This is a genomic window from Acinetobacter sp. 826659, assembly GCF_000588515.1.
Taxonomy (GTDB): Bacteria; Pseudomonadota; Gammaproteobacteria; order Pseudomonadales; family Moraxellaceae; genus Acinetobacter; species Acinetobacter pittii.
The window spans coordinates 461647-481067 of record NZ_JFYD01000001.1 but is presented as its reverse complement, the minus strand read 5'-3'; the positions used below and the strand labels follow the sequence as shown (position 1 = coordinate 481067).

Annotated in this window: 22 protein-coding genes; 15 read left to right on the top strand and 7 right to left on the bottom strand. The window is 39.0% G+C overall.

What is annotated here, in order from left to right; all coding sequences use genetic code 11:
• Nucleotides 1–26: 26 nt before the first annotated feature.
• Complete coding sequence (locus tag J663_RS02295) at nt 27–482, bottom strand: Rrf2 family transcriptional regulator (RefSeq protein ID WP_033848033.1); 456 nt, start codon at nt 480–482, stop codon at nt 27–29.
• Between the two features lie 105 nt (nt 483–587).
• Here J663_RS02295 and J663_RS02290 point away from each other — a divergent pair, with 105 nt between their 5' ends.
• A complete protein-coding gene (locus J663_RS02290) occupies nt 588–1493 on the top strand; it encodes an NAD(P)/FAD-dependent oxidoreductase (protein WP_081404562.1) in 906 nt (301 codons plus the stop codon).
• Nucleotides 1494–1610: 117 nt separating this feature from the next.
• On the opposite strand, the gene uraH is transcribed toward J663_RS02290, so the two are convergent.
• Together uraH and J663_RS02280 are read right to left on the bottom strand one after the other, a co-directional pair.
• The gene (gene uraH, locus J663_RS02285; protein WP_033847554.1) at nt 1611–2012 is read right to left on the bottom strand and encodes a hydroxyisourate hydrolase; all 402 of its coding nucleotides are present in this window, start codon (nt 2010–2012) and stop codon (nt 1611–1613) included.
• Between the two features lie 10 nt (nt 2013–2022).
• Nucleotides 2023–2490 carry a GlcG/HbpS family heme-binding protein gene (locus J663_RS02280; RefSeq protein WP_014207181.1) on the bottom strand — a complete coding sequence of 156 codons (468 nt, stop codon included), beginning with the start codon at nt 2488–2490 and terminating at the stop codon, nt 2023–2025.
• Between the two features lie 125 nt (nt 2491–2615).
• Here J663_RS02280 and J663_RS02275 point away from each other — a divergent pair, with 125 nt between their 5' ends.
• The 10 genes from J663_RS02275 (at nt 2616) to J663_RS02230 (ending at nt 12931) form a co-directional block, all read left to right on the top strand.
• Nucleotides 2616–3287, top strand: coding sequence for a heavy metal response regulator transcription factor (locus tag J663_RS02275; RefSeq protein ID WP_033847550.1), 672 nt, complete (start codon nt 2616–2618; stop codon nt 3285–3287).
• On the top strand, nt 3284–4687 hold the full coding sequence (locus J663_RS02270; RefSeq protein WP_033847548.1) for a heavy metal sensor histidine kinase: 1404 nt from the start codon (nt 3284–3286) through the stop codon (nt 4685–4687). Before J663_RS02275 ends, J663_RS02270 begins: the two co-directional genes overlap by 4 nt.
• A 96-nt stretch (nt 4688–4783) precedes the next feature.
• The gene (locus tag J663_RS02265) at nt 4784–5347 is read left to right on the top strand and encodes a lipocalin family protein (RefSeq protein ID WP_032052263.1); all 564 of its coding nucleotides are present in this window, start codon (nt 4784–4786) and stop codon (nt 5345–5347) included.
• A gap of 119 nt (nt 5348–5466) precedes the next feature.
• Nucleotides 5467–6438: an acyl-CoA desaturase gene (locus tag J663_RS02260; RefSeq protein WP_033847546.1), complete on the top strand. Its 972-nt coding sequence runs from the start codon at nt 5467–5469 to the stop codon at nt 6436–6438.
• Nucleotides 6435–7697: an NAD(P)/FAD-dependent oxidoreductase gene (locus J663_RS19285; protein WP_033847545.1), complete on the top strand. Its 1263-nt coding sequence runs from the start codon at nt 6435–6437 to the stop codon at nt 7695–7697. Before J663_RS02260 ends, J663_RS19285 begins: the two co-directional genes overlap by 4 nt.
• A 21-nt stretch (nt 7698–7718) precedes the next feature.
• The gene (locus J663_RS02250; RefSeq protein WP_033847543.1) at nt 7719–8510 is read left to right on the top strand and encodes a DUF1365 domain-containing protein; all 792 of its coding nucleotides are present in this window, start codon (nt 7719–7721) and stop codon (nt 8508–8510) included.
• The gene (locus tag J663_RS02245) at nt 8507–9706 is read left to right on the top strand and encodes an SAM-dependent methyltransferase (RefSeq protein WP_033847541.1); all 1200 of its coding nucleotides are present in this window, start codon (nt 8507–8509) and stop codon (nt 9704–9706) included. The genes J663_RS02250 and J663_RS02245 overlap by 4 nt, the downstream gene beginning before the upstream one ends.
• 29 nt (nt 9707–9735) lie before the next feature.
• The gene (locus tag J663_RS02240; protein WP_033847538.1) at nt 9736–10515 is read left to right on the top strand and encodes a DUF1295 domain-containing protein; all 780 of its coding nucleotides are present in this window, start codon (nt 9736–9738) and stop codon (nt 10513–10515) included.
• Nucleotides 10516–10523: 8 nt separating this feature from the next.
• Complete coding sequence (locus J663_RS02235) at nt 10524–11570, top strand: SAM-dependent methyltransferase (RefSeq protein WP_033847536.1); 1047 nt, start codon at nt 10524–10526, stop codon at nt 11568–11570.
• Between the two features lie 32 nt (nt 11571–11602).
• Nucleotides 11603–12931: a sensor histidine kinase gene (locus tag J663_RS02230; protein ID WP_033847535.1), complete on the top strand. Its 1329-nt coding sequence runs from the start codon at nt 11603–11605 to the stop codon at nt 12929–12931.
• On the opposite strand, the gene J663_RS02225 is transcribed toward J663_RS02230, so the two are convergent.
• The 4 genes from J663_RS02225 to J663_RS02210 form a co-directional block, all read right to left on the bottom strand.
• Nucleotides 12928–13623, bottom strand: a complete 696-nt coding sequence (locus tag J663_RS02225) for a response regulator transcription factor (RefSeq protein WP_000526530.1) — start codon at nt 13621–13623, stop codon at nt 12928–12930. The two genes, J663_RS02230 and J663_RS02225, sit on opposite strands and share 4 nt — an antisense overlap.
• Before the next feature lie 17 nt (nt 13624–13640).
• Nucleotides 13641–14135 carry a chalcone isomerase family protein gene (locus J663_RS02220; protein WP_033847534.1) on the bottom strand — a complete coding sequence of 165 codons (495 nt, stop codon included), beginning with the start codon at nt 14133–14135 and terminating at the stop codon, nt 13641–13643.
• Nucleotides 14102–14674, bottom strand: coding sequence for a nuclear transport factor 2 family protein (locus J663_RS02215; RefSeq protein WP_033847533.1), 573 nt, complete (start codon nt 14672–14674; stop codon nt 14102–14104). The genes J663_RS02220 and J663_RS02215 overlap by 34 nt, the downstream gene beginning before the upstream one ends.
• A gap of 154 nt (nt 14675–14828) precedes the next feature.
• Complete coding sequence (locus J663_RS02210) at nt 14829–15335, bottom strand: GNAT family N-acetyltransferase (protein ID WP_033847530.1); 507 nt, start codon at nt 15333–15335, stop codon at nt 14829–14831.
• Between the two features lie 137 nt (nt 15336–15472).
• Between J663_RS02210 and J663_RS02205 the strand changes: the two genes are divergently transcribed.
• The 4 genes from J663_RS02205 to J663_RS02190 all read left to right on the top strand — a co-directional run bounded on the left by J663_RS02205 (nt 15473) and on the right by J663_RS02190 (nt 19321).
• Nucleotides 15473–16225: an aspartate/glutamate racemase family protein gene (locus tag J663_RS02205; protein WP_033847529.1), complete on the top strand. Its 753-nt coding sequence runs from the start codon at nt 15473–15475 to the stop codon at nt 16223–16225.
• 136 nt (nt 16226–16361) lie between these two features.
• Entirely contained in the window at nt 16362–17348 is a 987-nt protein-coding gene (locus tag J663_RS02200; protein WP_033847527.1) for a quinone oxidoreductase family protein, read from the top strand.
• Between the two features lie 11 nt (nt 17349–17359).
• Nucleotides 17360–18208, top strand: a complete 849-nt coding sequence (locus J663_RS02195; RefSeq protein WP_033847526.1) for a TauD/TfdA dioxygenase family protein — start codon at nt 17360–17362, stop codon at nt 18206–18208.
• Between the two features lie 60 nt (nt 18209–18268).
• Nucleotides 18269–19321 (top strand): 3-keto-5-aminohexanoate cleavage protein, encoded by a 1053-nt coding sequence (locus J663_RS02190; RefSeq protein ID WP_014207164.1) that lies wholly within the window; start codon nt 18269–18271, stop codon nt 19319–19321.
• Nucleotides 19322–19421 lie beyond the last annotated feature (100 nt).

Here is a 19421-nt window from a genome sequence, read left to right as displayed (position 1 = left end):
GTTATTTAAAAGCTGTGAGGAAAAATTTACTCATGTGAGTGTTTTAAATCCCATCCTTTTTCAATACAAATTTGATCAAATGATCTTGCAAGATCGGCTAGGGGAGTTTCTTTTAAACGTTGAATCAAAATCGCCTGTGCAGCTTGAATACTTGTATCTAGAGCTGCATTGACGACTTGTTCTACAGCACATTCCGGATTTTTTCTTTCATTGCCGATTGCAAAAATTGTAGGTTCACCAACAGCCTTATAAATATCAAGAAGCGTAATTTTTTCTATATCTCCTATTAAGTGCCAACCACCGCCAGGCCCTTTCTCTGATTGTACAAAGTTAGCCTGTTTTAACCCAATCATGGTACGACGAATAACTACAGGATTAGTTGATAACATTTTGGCAATTTCTTCAGAAGTAAAACTGCGATTTTGCCTCGCCATGTGTAAAAGCACATGAAGTATTCGGGAAAGTTTATTGTCTGTACGCATAAGCACAAAAAACAGCGCGATCAATAGAATGTATAAAATGTAACATGAAAAGTTGCAAATTAAAATAAAAGGCATTAATGTAACTTCATAAGTTACTTATTAAGGGTGAATAAAATGCTGTATGACGTTGCGATTATTGGTGGCAGTTATGCGGGTTTATCAGCAGCAATGCCGTTGGCCCGTGCACGTAGAAACATTGCAATAATTGATGCAGGGCAAAGAAGAAATCGTTTTGCTGAATATTCTCATGGATTCCTTACCCAAGATGGAACTCAAGCTAATGAAATTGTTGAAATTGCAAAAAAACAATTAGAAGCTTATAGCACTGTTGAATGGCAAAATGGGAGTGTTAAAAAAATTGCAAAAATAGATGAAGGTTTTTGTATTTGTATTGATGGGGTGTATTCCATTCAAACTAAAAAAATTATTATTGCGGCAGGAGTGACCGACCAGTTGCCCGAAATACCGGGTTTAGCTGAAAGATGGGGAAAAACAGTTTTTCACTGTCCATATTGTCATGGATATGAATTAGAACAAGGAAAAATCGGTATCTTGGCCACTTCAGAACACAGCTTACAATTGGCAATAATGCTACCTGATTGGGGCCCAACCACGCTTTTACTTAATGGAAATGATCAACTCATTCATACAGAATGGCATACTTCCTTACAAAAACGTGGCGTGGTTGTAGAGCCATGTCTTATTCAGGAAATCAGAGGTGAGGCAGAGATTGTGTTTACCGATGGAAAGGTTATTGCTCTGGATGGACTGTTTATTCCAACACGTACATATATTACTCAACCTTGGCTGGCCGAGCTTGGATGTGAAGTCGAAGACACGCCGTTTGGACAAATAATCAAAACAAACGCGACAAAAGACACCACGGTAAAAGGGGTTTTTGCTTGCGGTGATATTGCACGTTTAGGTGGTTCGGTACCATTCGCAGTTGCAGATGGAATGATGGCAGGGGTAAGCGCTCACCGTTCGCTTATTCTTAATGGTTCATCGTAAATTAGGAAAACTGCATTCTACTAAGATCATTACGAATGTAGGGTCTCAGTTGAATTGTAGAAATTGCTTTTAACCAACCCCTTTATTTTTGCATAACAGATAAAGGGGTTTTTTATTTTAATTGCCGCGATAAGTTGAATAACCGTAAGGGCTAAGTAGTAACGGAATATGGTAGTGATTTACGCTTCCATCGACTTTAAAAATTACAGGTACTTCGGCAAAAAAAGTTTGTTGTTTGTTCTTTTTAAACCAGTCTTCAGTTTTAAAAGTAACTTTATAAACACCTTGCTCTAGTTTTTTATTTTCTGGATAGAGTGCAGTAATACGACCATTTGAATCGGTCACTTGCTGATTGATTTTAACCCATTGGTTATTGGTATTTTTTTCTAAAACCACTTCAACCTGAGAAGAGGGCAAACCCGTCTCTAGGTTTAACACATGCACACTTAGTGGATTAGTTTGTGCAAATGTAGCTGAAGCTATAAATAATGAAGATAAAGCAATAAATGATTTAGTCATGATGAACTCCTTATGAATGAAAAACGGTTTCAATGGCTTTGCTTGCGCATTGATTGTCATTCTGTGCGCCGCCAGCACCCGCAACTCCAATAGCACCGATCACTTGGTTCTCAAAACGGACAGGTACGCCACCGCCTAACAAAAGTAAATTTGCTACGGTAGTTAAATTTTTTGCATCGGGGTTTTGGTTACTGTTTTGGCTTAAAACCAAGGTCGATGTTTTGGTAGATAACGCGGTATAGGCTTTTTTCTCGGCAGCCATTAAGTTATGCGGGCCCACCAACTCATGCCGTTCGGCAGTTAATGGATTACCACCGCGATCTACAACAACAACCGCAATGTTTTGATTTAATTTTTTGCATGCCTCTTTTGCACTGTCGGCTAGCAGGTGGGCAGTTTTTAGATCTAACGAATAAACTTGATTCAAAGCAGGGGGCTGTGCAAAAGTACTATTACCGAATAGCACGGCTGCTAACATCAGCCAGTTCAATTTTTTCATGATGATTGCCTCTATGTCGCTTTGAAAATCTTAAACAAATTGCTTAATTTCAAGCATGACAATCACATTACAAAGTTGTCATCTTTCAAATGAGTCTCTACAAAATGCGTATCCTTATTATTGAAGACGAGATCAAGATCGCCACTTATTTGGTCAAAGGATTAAAAGAGTCTGGATATCAAGCGGAGTGTGTTCACTTAGGGCTGCAAGGTTTGGAAATGCTAAAGAGAAATCAATATGACTTGCTTATTCTTGATGTCATGCTGCCGGACATAGACGGCTGGAGCGTATTACAAGTCCTACGCCAGTTTTCAAAAATTCCGGTGATTTTCTTAACGGCAAAAGATCAGGTCATAGATAGAGTTAAAGGTTTGGAGTTGGGCGCAGATGATTACTTGGCTAAACCTTTTTCCTATATTGAACTGTTGGCACGCATTAAAAGTCTGTTAAGACGACAGCAATATCTGCAAGAAAACGAGTTGTCTATTAGTGATTTAAAAATGGATGTGGTTGGTCATAAAGTATGGCGTAACGGAAACTTAATTGAACTGAGCAAGACCGAATTTAATTTGTTGCGTTACCTGTTGCTCAACAAAGAGCAAATTGTGACGCGAAGACAAATCGGTTCCGAAGTTTGGAATATTAACTTTGACACTGATACCAATTTTATTGATGTCGCTGTACGCCGTTTACGAAGCAAAATTGATGAGGGATATGAGTTAAAACTCATTCATACCATACGTGGCTTGGGCTATAAAATTTCGGTTAGCTTATGAACTTTAAATTTCTACGTTCTCTTGAAGTCCGTATTACATTACTGGTCACGCTTTGTTCTGCCTTAATTTTATGTTCAGTCGGCTTTATGACCTATTTAGGCATTAATCAAATTTTATTGAAGCAACAAGATAAAGCTTTAGCAGACAGAATTAATCGTTTGGAAATTTTGCTGCAAGATAGCGAAAATGTAGAGCAAATTATTGCGCGGCCTAAGCTGTATCAAAACATGCTCGGCAACCAAGACAACTTGTTTCTGCTCATCCATAAAGACAAAACTTTAATTAATATCAATCCGCTCCATATTCAGTTACCTGAACTTGCACAGCGCGACAGTCTTCAATTTCAAGATTTAGCTAACAACTCATATCCAACGCGCATTGCTTGGAAAACCATAAAGATTAATAACGAGCCTTATCTACTCATTGCAGGTAAACAATGGTCGGAACGCATTAATATTCTTTTACCTTTTCAAGAAAGTCTCTTGATGTATGTGGTCGGGGGCGTGTTTGCAATCTTTGTGCTTTGTATTTTAGCGTGTCATTTTGGTTTACGGTCGCTACAACAGCTTCGCAATCAAACTCATTCTATTAATGCAAATCAGCTACAGAACCGATTAAACCTCCCAAATTCACCTTTAGAAGTTGATCTGCTTTCAAAAGATATAAACCACATGCTTGAGCGTATTGAAAAGGGCTATACCCAGCTCAACCGTTTTTCTGAAGATATCGCTCATGAGTTCCGCACACCTTTAAATAATCTGATTGGGCAAACCGAGATTGCTTTAACTGGCGAACGTTCGGTTGAACAATATGAAGATTTACTGGTTTCTCATTTAGACGATTACCACAGATTAAAACGCATGATTGATAGCATGCTTTTCTTGGCAAGAGCCGATCAGAAAATGGTGCTTGTAAATAAACAAGAAATAAACGTCCAAGATGTTATAGATGGGCTATGCCAGATTTTTGAATATCAAGCCGACGAACAAGACTGTCATTTTAGTTTTAACGTAGAAGCTCAAACCTTATTTGCAGATCCTGAGCTTTTTCAAAGAGCCGTTTATAACCTGATTTTAAATGCGTTGGTTCACGGTGGTGACAAGCGGACTATTTATATCGCAACTAAACATAAGATGATTGAACATAGGCAATGGGTGAGTCTGACTGTGGTAACGGGAGGTGTTTCAATTGCAGATCATCAACTTGAGCATCTTTTTGAAAGATTCTACCAATGTCACTCAAGTCGAAGTGATCAGAATCAAACAGGTGGATTAGGCTTATCGATTGTTGCTTCAATTATGGATCTGCATCATGGCCGCTATAAGGCTTGTAACACGGTCGAGGGTGTGTGCTTTGAGCTTGATTTTCCAGTTGCAGATGCTGCAAAGAAATACAATTAAACCCTTATTAATGTTGCTTAATTTTTAAAATTCACACTTTGTTCACAGCCCTCTGACGTATGTTTAAGTACATCAAATAAACAGAAGAGGGCGATCATGAAATTATTATTTAAGTCACTGGTCATGAGCAGCAGCCTTGCAGCGGTCAGTTTAATGCTTCCTTTGAGCACCTTTGCCGACACCAATACTAAACCCGTCGCTGTTGATTCTATCGATATTAATAAATACGCAGGTAAGTGGTATGAAATTGCGCATTTACCTATGTTTTTTCAGCGTAATTGTGTAGCCAATACAACTGCAAACTATTCTATTAACGCGGACAAAACCGTTGGTGTTTTAAATAGCTGTACGACTAAAAAAGGCGAAATGATCTCATCTGAAGGAGTTGCTTATCCGCAAAATGAAGGCAACAGTAAATTGAAGGTAAGCTTTTTACCTTCTGGCCTTAGATGGATTCCTTTTACAAAAGGCGATTACTGGGTTTTAAGAGTTGACCCAAATTATCAGGTTGCTTTAGTCGGTGGCCCAAGCCATAAATATTTATGGATTCTTTCTCGTAGTCCTCAACTTGATGAGGCGACATATCAGTCTTATCTGCAAACCGCAAAAAGCTATGGCTACGACGTTTCCAAACTCGTTAAGACAACACAGTCTAAATAGTGAAATGCTGGTTGCATAGTTGTTTATATTTATCTCGTAATTGAGTGAACTTCACATAAAATTCATTGCGCATTTTCTAAATTAGAACCAAAAGAAATGCTTTAGATCAGGAAGAATCAATGTCTAAATTTTTTCTGCGCTGGATCGATAGCTGGTCAGATTCAGAAAATGCGCAAGTGGGTGCTTCTAGCGAATATGTCATTGAAAAGAACATTCAATGGTTAAGAATTATTCCTTTTATTTTATTACATATCGCTTGTTTAGCAGCGTTTTGGGTGGGCGTATCTTGGTTCGCGGTTGTTTTCATGCTGGGTTTTTATTTTCTTCGCATGTTTGCAATTACTGCTTTTTTTCACCGCTATCTTTCGCATAAAACTTTTCAGACATCACGTATTGTTCAATTCATTTTTGTACTGATCGGAACCATGAGTGCGCAGCGCGGACCTTTATGGTGGGCAGCCCATCACCGTTATCACCATCACTTTACCGACACCGATCAGGACCCGCATTCAGCAAAAGCAGGCTTTTGGTATTCGCATGTAGGCTGGTTTTTAAATGAGCAAAATTTTGCTACTCGAAAAAAAGTCATTAAAGACTGGTTGAAATATCCAGAGCTGATTTGGCTAGACCGATTTAGTTTGCCTATTGTGATTTTGACGGCCTTAGCAATTTATGGTTTAGGTTCGTGGCTTGCACAACATTTCCCTGAGTTGGGTACCAATGGCTTACAACTTTTAGTGTGGGGATTTGTGATTTCCACTGTTCTATTAACACATGCAACCTTGTGTATTAATTCACTCGCTCATCGTTATGGCTCACGTGAGTTTAATACCCCAGATGATAGCCGTAATAATTTTCTACTTTCTTTAATTACCTTGGGTGAAGGATGGCACAACAACCATCACTTTTACGCAGGCAGTGTGCGGCAAGGTTTTTATTGGTGGCAGATTGATATCACCTTTTATGTGCTCAAACTGATGTCTTTATTGGGTTTGGTGTGGGGACTAAAGCCAGTACCAGACAAGGTTTATCAATATAAAAAGATTAAAAATTTATCGATAGAGAAAATTGAAAATGGTGAAGTGTTATGAAAATTGCCATTATTGGTTCGGGTATATCTGGACTTTACGCGGCTTGGAGATTGTCAAAACAACATCAAGTCACTGTGTATGAAAAAAATAACTATTTTGGTGGTCATACTGACACTCATGAGCTAGAGATAGAAGCTGCTAAAGTCGCGGTAGATAGTGGTTTTATTGTGTTTAATGATTACAACTATCCGTTATTTACCGACATGCTTAAAAAATTAGGTGTAGAAACTCAAAGCAGCGATATGAGCTTCTCGGTGAATAATCTGGTGAGTGGACTTCAATATAATCCTTCAAAAAAATGGTCGCTCTTTGCCCGTCCGCAGAACTTTTTAAACCGTAAATTCCTGCAAATGCTCTCAGATTTGTTACGTTTTTATGATGACAATAAAGATATAGCTGTGGCGGATATTGATCCTAATTTATCGATTGAAGAGTATTTGGACCTTCACAAATATAGTCATGAGTTTCGTTATGAGCATCTTTATCCGATGTGCGGTGCCTTATGGTCGGCACCCGTTGAGCAGGTAGGCCAAATTCCATATCGATTTGTGGTGAGCTTTTTTCAGCATCACCGCATGTTGCAGTTAAAAGAGCGGCCGCAATGGCAAACGGTTAAACACGGTTCAGCAAGCTATATTCGTGCTATTCAAAAGAATTGCCAATCCATTGAGTGGAAATTTGCAGAAGTAAAAGGTGTGAGTCGTTCACCAGAAACAGTTTGGATCGAAACCGTTGAAGGGCAAGCCCAATATGACTGGGTGATTTTTGCGAGCCATGCTGACGATAGCCTAAGTTTAATTAAAGATGCGTCGGAGCTTGAACAAGAAATATTAAGCCAATTTGGTTATCAAGATAATCGAATGGTCGTCCATCGTGATCTTTCAATTATGCCTAAAAGCCGTTTGCAATGGGCAAGCTGGCATGTACATGTAACACCAAAATCTCAAGTTCAAAACGATGAGTCCGACATACATTATGGTTTTACCTACTGGATGAATAATTTGCAGAATTTATCCTGCGCTACACAAATTTTTTCTACTTTAAATCCGAATATGAAAATCAAAGCCGAAGACATCTTGGTTGAGCGGCAATACCGGCATCCCGTATTTGATGCAAAAGCGATTCAAGCTCAATCTCGTTGGCACGAAATTAGTGGGCAAAATCGTACTTCATTTTGTGGAGCATATTGGGGCTGGGGCTTCCATGAAGATGGCGCCCGCAGTGCAGCACGTGTTGTTGAGCAACTCTTAGCGTTATAAGAATAAATAAGGAGCTTTCAAATGTTATTAAATAAACTTGCTATCGCTCCTGCGCTTATTCGTCATCGGCGTTATAGCCCTAAACCGCATGAGTTTAAATCGACCTTAAATTATTTATGGTTCGATCCAGATCAATTAGTTGATATTACAAAAGATTGTTCACTCTGGTCGACGGATCATTGGAATGTATTAAAGCTATCTAAAAATGATTTTTTAAATATGTATAGCGGTTCTATAAGGGATAGAGTAGAGAAAGCGATACTGCAAAATAATCACTTACATCTTCGGCCAGACTGGCAAATTCGAGTCTTGGCTTTGCCTCGTTGTTTAGGTTTTCGTTTTAATTCGGTCGTATTTTATTTTGTTTTAAATAAAGCCGGAAAACCGCTCTTTATTCTTAGTGAAATTACCAACACTCCATGGAATGAACGAAAACTCTATATACATGACTGTATAAAACAACAAAGTCAGGTGGGTGATTATCAGAGTTTTGATTTTAACTTTGAAAAATCATTTCATGTTTCGCCGTTCATGCCCATGCAGTTAACTTACCGTTGGCGATTTAGTTTTTCAGATCAGCAGAATGTCATTCACATGCAGCTTTTTGAAGAGCAAAAACAAGTCTTTGATGCCACTATGCGCTTTGAGCTTGTGCCCATCACATTTCCTTCACAGCAATATCGATATGCTCTTATAAACAGCCTAGCGCCTTTTAAAATGTTGTTTTCAATATATTTAGAGGCATTTAAGTTGTGGCGAAAAAAAGTTCCATTTTATCGTCATCCTAAAAAGATCAAGGTAGATAAGACATGATAAAAACATTTCTTTATGGTGAAGATGACTCACTACCGTTACTGCTCAAGAGTCTTCTCAAACTACGTCATGGACAGATCACTTTTCAGGGCGCGTGGAATGGGACGGTCGGTGAAGTTTCAGACTTACATGCTGTGATTGAAGTTCACAATCCTTTATTGATGGATCTCATTTTAAAAAATGGTGTTTTGGGAGCAGCAGAAGGCTACATCCGTGGTGACTGGAGCAGCGAGCACCTTGTCGAGTTAATTCAGATCTTGGCACGTAATCGAGCTGTATTGGACCAAATCAACCAGAATGTTATTGCTCAAGCGAGCCAGTTTTTTCTTAAAGCGTGGTATCAAAATCGAAAGAACTCTATAAGTGGTAGCCGTAAAAATATTGCCGAGCACTACGACTTAAGCAACGACTTTTTTAAATTATTTTTAGATCCGTCTTTAATGTATTCGAGCGCCGTTTTTGAAAATGAAAACATGACTCTCGAAGAAGCATCTGATTTAAAAAAAGAGATCATTTGTAAAAAGTTAGATTTAAAACCACTAGATCATTTAGTTGAAATTGGAAGTGGGTGGGGTGGTTTTGCCATTTATGCAGCTCAACATTATGGCTGTAGAGTAACCACCATTACCATTTCACAAGCTCAATATGATGAAGCCGTTACTCGTGTAAATGAAGCTGGCTTTGCACATCGAATTGATGTGCAACTTAAAGACTACCGTTTGCTCGAAGGTAAGTTCGATAAGCTGGTTTCAATTGAAATGGTTGAGGCAGTTGGTGCGCAATATTTATCGACATACTTTGATCAATGTAAAGCACTATTAAAACCAAAAGGGTTGGCATTTATTCAAGCCATTACTATTGAAGATTTCCGATATAAAAAAGCATTAAATACAGTTGATTATATTAAGCGCTATATTTTCCCAGGTAGCTTTATTCCTAGTGTGAGTGTATTAACTCAAACCGCCTCTGAGAGTGGTTTAAGGTTAAAGCATTTAAATGATATTGGTTTAAGTTATGCGCACACACTTCATCACTGGCGAGCGCGGTTTTTAGCAGCGCGGGAACAAGTATTGGCTCTAGGTTTTGATGAAAACTTCATTCGCATGTGGGATTTTTATTTATGTTATTGCGAAGGTGGTTTTAAAGAAGGCGTGATAAGCAATGTTCACTTGTTGTTTGAAAGTACCAGTTACTAAATCAAACAGCTCAAGTAAGGAGACTGCTCATGTTTTGGAATTTACTGATTCTAGATTTAATGATCATGTTGCTGAGCTGGCTACTTGCCACTCTAAATGGCAGAGCTGGAATTGTAGATGCTGCATGGAGTTTCTGTCTGGCAGTAAACATTATTGTGTCTTCTTTACTCATTTCAGTTGCCCCAGTTGAAGTGCGTCTTTTTATCGGTATTTTTAGCGGCTTATGGTTTTTAAGATTATTTTGGCACCTGTTAAGACGTTATCAATCTGAACAAAAAGAAGATGGACGTTACGCGAGCATGCGTAAAGCGATGGGTAAGTTTCAGCATATTGGCTTTTTATTCTTTTTTATCTTTCAAACACTTTTAGTGCTTTTGTTCTTTTTGCCGATGTGGGCGCTACTCAATGTAGAGGCAACTGAATGGAATAGTGGATATAAAGTCGCTTTAGTAATTGCAGCTGTCATCATGGCAATTGCTTTCATTGGGGAACAACTCGCTGATCAGCAATTATACCGATTTAAATTAAATCCAGATCATCATGGCAAAACGATGGATCAGGGTTTATGGCGTTATTCACGTCACCCCAATTATTTTTTTGAATGGTTACACTGGTTTGCCTATCCAATTATTGGTTTAGCAGCAGGCCAATATGTATTGTGGATTTATCCGTTACTGATGTGGCTATTTTTATATTACGTCACGGGTATTCCATTTAGTGAAAAACAAGCAATTAAAAGTCGCGGTCAAAATTATCTTGATTATCAACAAAAAACATCAATGTTTATTCCGCGAAAACCCAAAAAATAGGTGCGCATATGGATTTTATTGTTCATCAGTCTTTGAAAATTGTTGAAAGTGGTGTGATTCCAGATCATGCAATTCGAGCTGCAATTCGTGCTTTAAGTAAAAAGCGCTTAATCCAAGAAGGCCGTTATGACCCTGAACAAGGAGCACAGCGCTACATGGATGTGCTTAATATGTTGAAGAAGAGCGAAATCGCGGTTGAAACGGATAAGGCAAACGAGCAGCACTATGAATTACCGACTGAGTTTTTTCAGGCGGTGCTTGGAAAAAGACTCAAATATAGTGCTTGCTATTTCCCGACTAAAACCACAACTTTAGATGAGGCAGAAGAGTTGGCTCTTCAGCTTTATTGTGAAAGAGCACAACTTAAAAACGGTCAACAGATTTTAGAGTTAGGCTGTGGTTGGGGTTCTTTAACTTTGTGGATGGCAGAAAACTATCCACGCTCACAGATTACGGCTGTTTCAAATTCTGCAACTCAGAAAAAGCATATTCTTCGGCAGGCAGAGTTGAGAGGTTTAACCAATGTTGAAGTGCTTACCTGTGATGTGAATGTACTTGAATTAGACCAAGACAAGTTTGATCGTGTCGTATCGGTTGAAATGTTTGAACACGTTCGTAATTACCAACGTCTTTTTGAAAAAATTCAGGGCTGGTTAAAGGCAGATGGTTCACTCTGGTGTCATATTTTTTGCCATCGCTTTTTACATTATCCTTTTGAAGTGAAATCAGATTATGATTGGATGTCCAAGTATTTCTTTACTGGCGGATTAATGCCGTCGACTTCCACTTTTTTGCATTTTCAAGAGCATTTAGAGTTGGCTCAACAGTGGCAGTGGTCGGGTGAGCATTATATGAGAACGGCAAATTCTTGGCTTGATAATATGGATAACCAAGAAGTCGAACTAAAGCCCCTGTTTAAAAAAATCTATGGAAAAGATGCCAATATTTGGTGGCAACGCTGGCGTATTTTCTTCATGGCTTGTGCTGAGTTATTTGGTTTTGAGCAAGGTCAAGAATGGGTCATTGGTCACTTTTTATTTAAAAAGCGATCATAGTAATTTCTATAGCCTATCCCGGCGATAAAGATATGATAAAAACTCGACATGATGGCAAAGCGAGTCATCCATTAGCCCAAATGTTCAATCGATATTACTGGTTGCAAATTGGTCTGATTGCATTATCGATCGTGGTCGGGTTGGCTTGTAGTGCTTGGGTAATTAAAGGCTCTTTACTTAAAACCGCTTTAGAACAGGAAATGGAGCATTACTGGTTACGTATAGAACGTAACCCAAATGCAGACTTACCAGATACTAAAAATTTATATGGATATCGGTGGAATACACAGGTCGCGCCTCAACCTTTTCGCGGCATGCATTTAGAAAGTGGCGTGCACCGAGTATTCGTTGATGGTAAAGAGCGAATGACGGTCTATGGTGAGCGTAATGGTCAGCATGTTCTGTTGGTATTTGGCGAAAGTAATGTTAATAAGTTGATCTGGTTATTTGGACTTGCTCCACTCATGTTCAGCTTATCTGTTCTATATAGCTTTTTGTGGTGGTCAAACCGAAGAGCAAGACGCTATTTTTCCCCAATTACCCGTTTAGCAAATGCTTTAGAAAATATTGATTGGGCACATCAAGACACTCAGGCATCTCCTTTTAGAGATATTAATACCAATGGCAATATGGAAGCCGAATATCTCAAACAAGCTTTAGAAAAATATCATCAGGTTTTAAGTGATTTTATTCGACGCGAAAGAGAATTTACTGGAGATGTGAGTCATGAGTTACGCACTCCACTCACCATTTTGAAAGGTAATGTGCAACTGTGTCAGGCGAAATATGGAGAGGATAAATCCTTAGTCCGTCTTCATAACACAATTGAAGACATGCAGTTGCTCGTCGATACCTTACTTGCGATTGCTCGGAATACGGTAAAAAGCTTGCCGTCTGAGAAAAATTTATTATCGAAAACGGTAAAGGATCTTGTTGAAAGTTTAGAAGCGGTGAGTGCGGGTAAAGGGATACAGATTAATATTCAACCTGACGTTTCTGAGCAGCCACGTTGGTTATATCCTTCTATGACTCAAATGGTTTTAGGTAATATTTTACGTAATGCCCTGAACTATTCTCAAGGTTCACAAATCGACATTATTCAACAAAAAAACAGCCTGATTATTGCAGATAATGGAATTGGAATTTCTTTACCTAACGATGTAAAGGTGCAAGAGCTCAGCGATTCGCAACTTTCCTTAAAGGCTAAAGGCCATGGAATTGGTTTGCAATTGGTACAAAAGCTTTGCAAACAACTAGGATGGAGAGTGGAGCTATTTGATCGACAATATTATTTAACCACTCATCCTGAACTCGATTTGGAGCCAACCACAGGCTTAATTGTTGTGGTGTATTTAAGTTAAGTCGCGGAATCTTCCAAAGCAATTTTTAAACCGACACCTGCCACTGTATGTAATAGCTTTGGGTCAAAAGGTTTATCAACCATTTTTCTTAAGTTATAAATGTGACTGCGTAACGCATCACTTTCAGGCTCTTCATCACCCCATAATTCCATCATCAGTTCTTGCTTGGTCACCACTTTTGGAGACTGGCGCATCAAAATTTTTAATAGTTTGAATTGAATAGGGGGTAACTCGATATTATTTCCGGCACGAACCACGGTTTGAGTTGCGCTATCAAGAATTAAATCGTGAATTTGAATTTTATGGTGAGTGACTTCGCCAGCTGCTCTTTTTATTAATGCACGAATCCGCATCACTAGTTCATTAAAATCAAAAGGTTTTACCAAATAATCATCTGTTCCAGCGGTAAAACCTTTAAGTTTGTCATCTAAAGTATCTCTTGCTGTGAGCATAAGAACAGGAATATCAACGCCTTGTTCGGTGCGTAGCCAGTTGCATAGGTCATAACCCGAGCCATCGGGCAAATTTATATCTAGCAACAAAAGATGATAATGCTGAGATTTGAGAAAAGTCCGTGCAGCATCTAAATTACGTGCATGATCGACAACATAACCATGCACTTCAAGAAATTCGCAGACTGTTGCTGCAAGTTCAAAATGGTCCTCAACCATGAGGATAAAGTGATTACCCATGAGATTTTATTAAGCCATTAATTTAATAGTTGTTGTTTTAATTTAGCATTAAACGGTTCGCTACCAAACCAGATTTTAAAATATTGATTTGCATTCGGATTGTTCAAAGAGCCGAGCAGCTTCTGGTTTAATTTTAATTCTAGTTTTTGATTTTCATGTTGATAGTAGAGACTATAGAGATCTCCACTCTTAATTGGCCTATATAGTTCATTAATATGATTAAGCGGGGATTTCGCATCAAAGCCGCTAACATTTTTCTTCAAAAAGTGGATTGCTGCGCGTTTAAATGCCCACTCGGGAATATCGCGGTTATAGCTAAAGTCCATTTTGATGCTTTGGCTCTGCCAATTTTTTAGGCAATCTTCAGCAAAGTAACTGACATTTCCCACTTTCTTGCCCGTCACCATTAAAGGAGCTGAACTGCATTTTTTTAGTTCAGCCGCATTCGCTTGAGATACGATAAAGATTCCCAGAAATATCAAGATTCGACTTTTTTGAACGGTAATACCCATTTATATACTCCTCCAAATATTGGTAAAGAACGGTAGAGGCCATTCGCTGGATCCCAATAATCTTGCTGGAAAATAATTTTTTGTTGGTCATTAATCTTAATTTGACTAATTCCATAAGAAGCCATGGTTTTTGAACGACCTAGCATTTTAAAGTCATAGGACATGTACCAATGGATATAGGCTGTATCTTGGTGATGAGTTGCACTAATGAGTTTTACAGTGACATTACTCACTCGGGCATTCATGCCTTCAAAATGCTTAATGAGATCTTTCTTTTGAGAGAACTGTGAGAGTGTATCGTTGATATAGAGCTGATCAGCGTAAAGATTGCTGGCATTATTTACAAAAGAAGGGGTGCCGAGCGTATTAAATGCAGCGACAAAACGATTGCCGACATCTAGCGCCTGTTGGTCATCTAATTCTACACCAGTAATTTTTTGTTCAGCTTTGCCATAGTCACCTGAGTAGCTAGGCACACTTTTACACGCCGTTAAACCTACCAAAGTAATCAACCCTAGGGCTGTAGTTATAATTTTCATGTCGATATCCAAGCCAACTTTATAAGATTAAATTAAAGAGCTGGTCGTGAATTTTGCGTGAATTCTTATGTTTTATGGTTTGGGTTTAATAGTGGTTTTCTTGAAACCAATAGATCTTCATTCACTTAAAGTTTTTTAAGGTAGTACGTTATTTTTATCGAAGAAATGACAGGTCTTTTTTGAAAAAGATAACATCCATATTCATGTAACTAGATGAATTTGTTTTTTCAAAACCAAGTTTATTTAATAGGTTGTGGGCAGGTAAATTATCTTTTTCTGAAAAAGCGATCACATGTTTAAAGTTTCGACTTTGCATGTCTTCTAGTAACTTAAGTGAAGCTTCAACAATATAACCTTTATTTCGCTCAGTTTTAATAAGTCTAAAACCTAGTTCAGCTTCTGCTTTGCCATCAACCTCACAAGTTTCAAAACCACAATAACCAATAATTTTATGGGTATCTTTTAAAACGATAGCCATTTTGCCAAAATTATAATTTTTATAATGCTCCAAAATTTCTAAAAATCGATCAGTTGCTGCTTCAGTCGATAAGGCACCCTGAGGTGAAAAGGCCATAAAATCTTTGTCTTTCAAAAACTCGACCATAATGGATAAGTTTTCTTCAAGAAATGGCCGTAGAATTAAACGTTCTGTTTCTAACATAGAGTTCTTATTAAATAGTTTAAAAAATTATAGCTTATAAGATGAATAATAATTCAATAAAGAAAGCAATTTTATTCTAGCTGCGCTTTACCCATAAGAGATATAGATAAGTTTTGCATAAATAGAAGGATTCAATAATGAAAACAATCGGCTTATTAGGCGGAATGAGTTGGGAATCTACAGCGCTTTATTATCAACAAATCAATAAAATGGTTCATCGTAAATTAGGAAAATTGCACTCAGCTAAGGTCATTATTAATAGTGTTGATTTTGAAGAAATAGCAGCCTTGCAAGCGAAAGGTTTATGGCAAGAGGCTGGCACATATTTAGCTGAGCAAGCACAAAATTTAGAAAAAGCAGGGGCAAATTGTATTTTGGTGTGCACTAACACCATGCATAAAGTTGCTGCACAGATTGAAGATTCAATTACCGTTCCTTTCTTACACATTGCTGATGCAACGGCAAAAGAAATTTTGAGTCAAAACATTGGTAAAGTTGCACTGTTAGGAACAGCTTTTACAATGGAGCAAGATTTCTATAAATCCCGATTGTGGGATTATGGAATTGATGTTGTTATTCCAAATGAAGCCGACCGAAAGACAGTTCATCGCATTATTTATGAAGAACTTTGTTTAGGTGTGATCAACCCAGATTCTCAGCAAAAGTATATTGCTATTTTAGAGAGGCTTATTGCTGAAGGTGCCCAAGGAATTATCTTAGGTTGTACCGAAATTTGTATGTTAATTGGTGAGCTTAAATTTTCGGTTCCTTTATTTGATACTACAGCCATTCATGCAAAAGAAGCAGTGAGTTTTAGCTTGAATGAAAATAAGAATTCTCATAGCACCAATTTAAATACATCTGCTGTAACTATTGGGAGTATTCTTTAGCAATATTTGGAATATCCTTTGTCATTAAACGTTAAGCTTGTGTCGTCAAATGTAAAGTGGCCCATATCCTAACTGTTGTAATTTTGGTTATTGCTTTTATAGGCACTCAATAAAAAACCAAAATATGGAATAGGACATGACGTTGACGAAAGCTATACGTTTCTATGGAACAGGAACGCCAGAAGTATTGCGCTATGAAGATGTAGAAGTAGGAGATCCAAAAGCAGGGGAAGTACGCCTACGTCATGTGGCAGTCGGTTTAAATTATGCCGATACATATTTTCGTAATGGAACCTATCAAATTCCAATGCCTAATGGCATGGGCGTCGAAGCTTCAGGTGTCGTTGAAGCTTTAGGCGAAGGAGTGACTCAGCTTAAAGTAGGTGATCGAGTTACTTATACAGGTTTTTTAAATACCTTAGGTGCATATAGTACCCACCGTCTAATTCCAGCAAATGCTTTAATTAAATTACCCGAAGAAATTTCTTGTGAAACAGCGGCAGCCATGACCATGCGAGGGTTGACCGCTGCTTATTTAATGCGCCGTATTTATGACTTTAAAGCGGGCGATTCAATTTTATTACATGCAGCCGCAGGTGGTGTTGGGCTGATCGTTTCTCAATGGGCTAAATTACTTGGCTTGACTGTTATTGGTACCACATCTTCAGAAGAAAAAGCTGCCGTAGCGCGAGCTCATGGTTGTGATCATGTCATTAACTACAGCCATGAAAATGTTGCTGAGCGTGTACGTGAGTTAACAGGCGGCGTGGGTGTAAATGTCGTTTTCGATAGTGTTGGCCAAGCCACTTTTATGAGTTCATTAGACTCGCTTAAATGCCGTGGTTTGTTGGTTTGTGTAGGAACAGCGTCTGGTCCAATCCCTGCTTTTGATCCGGTATTACTCGCCGTGAAAGGATCATTGTTTGTCACACGTCCAGCTTTGGCAGATTACATTGCAGATCCTGCCGAGAAGAAAGAACTGGCAAATGAATTATTTGATCATGTTCGGCATGGACGAATTAAAATTGAAATTAATCAGCGCTATGAGTTAAAGGATGCCGTGCAAGCTCATCGTGATTTGGAAGCACGTAAAACAATAGGTTCATCAATCTTTGTAATTTGAAAGGATTTCTTATGCAAATTGAACAGTTAACTTGCAATATTGGTGCGGAGCTCAGTGGCGTCAAACTCGCTGATGCGATTTATGATGATGGATTATTTACTGAAATTCGCACACAACTACTTAAACATCGTGTGTTGTTCTTGCGAGATCAGCACTTAACTCGTCAGGATCATGTGGCATTTGCAGAAAAATTTGGACAATTAGAAGATCATCCTGCGGTAGGCAGCCATCCTGATCATCCGGGTTTGGTGCAGATTTATAAACATCCGGAAAGTCCTGTCGATCGTTATGAAAATGCTTGGCACAGCGATGCAAGCTGGCGCAAGGTTCCACCGATGGGATGTGTGCTGCACTGTGTTGAATGCCCACCTGTAGGTGGTGACACCATGTGGACTAATATGGTTATGGCCTATGCATCTTTACCCGACGATATTAAGGCTAAGATTGCAGACTTACGTGCCTACCACAGCATAGAAGCGAGTTTTGGTGCGGCTATGCCACTTGAAAAACGCTTGGACTTAAAAGCAAAGTTCCCTGATGCTGAGCATCCAGTGGTACGTACTCATCCTGAAACGGGCGAGAAAATTTTATACGTCAACGCGTTCACAACCCACTTTAGTAACTATCACACCAAAGAGCGCGTTAGATTTGGACAAGATGCCAATCCGGGCGCAGCTGAACTACTGCGTTACTTAATTTCTCAAGCCTATATTCCTGAGTTTCAAGTGCGTTGGCGTTGGAAGCCTAACAGCATTGCCATCTGGGATAACCGCAGCACACAACATTATGCAGTCATGGATTACCCACCTTGCCACCGAAAAATGGAACGGGCCGGCATTATTGGTGACGCAACCTATTAAGTCTATAGGTTAATAATTTTATCTAATTGAAAATTCTAAAAAATATATGAGGAGATGCACATGCAATTCTTTGACGACTCATTGCACCCAGAAAATATGGAAAAAGTGGTGATCACGGTTGCGCCGTATGGACCCGAATGGATGCCAGAAGACTTTCCCGAAGATATTCCAGTGACCATGGATGAGCAAATACAAAAAGCGGTTGAGTGCTATGAAGCGGGCGCTACGGTGCTGCATTTACATGTTCGTGAGCTTGATGGCAAAGGTTCTAAACGCTTGTCAAAATTTAATGAGCTTATCGCAGGTGTTCGTGAAGCTGTGCCTGACATGATTATTCAGGTAGGCGGTTCGATTTCTTTTGCACCAGAAAGTGAAGGTGAAGCTGCATTATGGTTAAGTGATGACACCCGACATATGTTGGCTGAACTTACACCAAAGCCCGATCAGGTTACAGTGGCAATTAACACCACACAAATGAATATTATGGAATTGCTCTATCCTGAATATTTAGAAGGGACTTCACTGGCGCATCCAGCGACTCAGGCTGCATATGCAGAGATGACTGTGCCAGCAGGGCCTGCATGGGTCACTGAACACATCAAGCGCTTATGTAAAAACAATATTCAACCGCACTTTCAGTTAACGGGTATGCATGGTCTTGAGACGTTAGAACGTATGGTGCGTAAAGGATTGTACATGGGGCCGTTAAACTTAACTTGGATTGGAATCGGCGGTGGTTTTGATGGTCCAAACCCATTTAATTTCTTTAATTTTATTCATCGCGTACCCGATGGATGTACTTTGACATCTGAGTCTCTACTCAAAAATGTTTTGCCTTTTAATACCATGTCGATGGCAATGGGTTTACATGCCCGTGTGGGCAACGAAGACACGATCATTGATCATCACGGACGCCGTTTTTCATCTGTAGAGCAAATTAAGCAAACCGTTCGAATTGCTCATGAACTAGGCCGTGAAATTGCCTCAGGAAAAGAAGCCCGTGAAATTTATCGTATTGGGGTGCAATACAACAGTATTGAAGAAACCCTAATCGCGAATGGTATGGCACCCAACCGTAAAGCAGGGCAAAAGGGCGTGCCGCAGCGTAAATAATGTGACAAGGTCTAACGGAATTTAGACCTCAATTGTAGTGCAGCTTATTCGCTTTGATTTTAAAAGTGCCTTGCTGCACTAGCTAAATAGAAATTATAAA

Excerpts from the sequence above, each read along its gene's own strand:
- J663_RS02295 (WP_033848033.1), bottom strand. The coding sequence starts at position 482 with ATGCGTACAGACAATAAACTTTCCCGAATACTTCATGTGCTTTTACAC.
- uraH (WP_033847554.1), bottom strand. The coding sequence starts at position 2,012 with ATGACTAAATCATTTATTGCTTTATCTTCATTATTTATAGCTTCAGCT.
- J663_RS02280 (WP_014207181.1), bottom strand. The coding sequence starts at position 2,490 with ATGTTAGCAGCCGTGCTATTCGGTAATAGTACTTTTGCACAGCCCCCT.
- J663_RS02275 (WP_033847550.1), top strand. The coding sequence starts at position 2,616 with ATGCGTATCCTTATTATTGAAGACGAGATCAAGATCGCCACTTATTTG.
- J663_RS02270 (WP_033847548.1), top strand. The coding sequence starts at position 3,284 with ATGAACTTTAAATTTCTACGTTCTCTTGAAGTCCGTATTACATTACTG.
- J663_RS02265 (WP_032052263.1), top strand. The coding sequence starts at position 4,784 with ATGAAATTATTATTTAAGTCACTGGTCATGAGCAGCAGCCTTGCAGCG.
- J663_RS02260 (WP_033847546.1), top strand. The coding sequence starts at position 5,467 with ATGTCTAAATTTTTTCTGCGCTGGATCGATAGCTGGTCAGATTCAGAA.
- J663_RS19285 (WP_033847545.1), top strand. The coding sequence starts at position 6,435 with ATGAAAATTGCCATTATTGGTTCGGGTATATCTGGACTTTACGCGGCT.
- J663_RS02250 (WP_033847543.1), top strand. The coding sequence starts at position 7,719 with ATGTTATTAAATAAACTTGCTATCGCTCCTGCGCTTATTCGTCATCGG.
- J663_RS02245 (WP_033847541.1), top strand. The coding sequence starts at position 8,507 with ATGATAAAAACATTTCTTTATGGTGAAGATGACTCACTACCGTTACTG.
- J663_RS02240 (WP_033847538.1), top strand. The coding sequence starts at position 9,736 with ATGTTTTGGAATTTACTGATTCTAGATTTAATGATCATGTTGCTGAGC.
- J663_RS02235 (WP_033847536.1), top strand. The coding sequence starts at position 10,524 with ATGGATTTTATTGTTCATCAGTCTTTGAAAATTGTTGAAAGTGGTGTG.
- J663_RS02230 (WP_033847535.1), top strand. The coding sequence starts at position 11,603 with ATGATAAAAACTCGACATGATGGCAAAGCGAGTCATCCATTAGCCCAA.
- J663_RS02225 (WP_000526530.1), bottom strand. The coding sequence starts at position 13,623 with ATGGGTAATCACTTTATCCTCATGGTTGAGGACCATTTTGAACTTGCA.
- J663_RS02220 (WP_033847534.1), bottom strand. The coding sequence starts at position 14,135 with ATGGGTATTACCGTTCAAAAAAGTCGAATCTTGATATTTCTGGGAATC.
- J663_RS02215 (WP_033847533.1), bottom strand. The coding sequence starts at position 14,674 with ATGAAAATTATAACTACAGCCCTAGGGTTGATTACTTTGGTAGGTTTA.
- J663_RS02210 (WP_033847530.1), bottom strand. The coding sequence starts at position 15,335 with ATGTTAGAAACAGAACGTTTAATTCTACGGCCATTTCTTGAAGAAAAC.
- J663_RS02205 (WP_033847529.1), top strand. The coding sequence starts at position 15,473 with ATGAAAACAATCGGCTTATTAGGCGGAATGAGTTGGGAATCTACAGCG.
- J663_RS02200 (WP_033847527.1), top strand. The coding sequence starts at position 16,362 with ATGACGTTGACGAAAGCTATACGTTTCTATGGAACAGGAACGCCAGAA.
- J663_RS02195 (WP_033847526.1), top strand. The coding sequence starts at position 17,360 with ATGCAAATTGAACAGTTAACTTGCAATATTGGTGCGGAGCTCAGTGGC.
- J663_RS02190 (WP_014207164.1), top strand. The coding sequence starts at position 18,269 with ATGCAATTCTTTGACGACTCATTGCACCCAGAAAATATGGAAAAAGTG.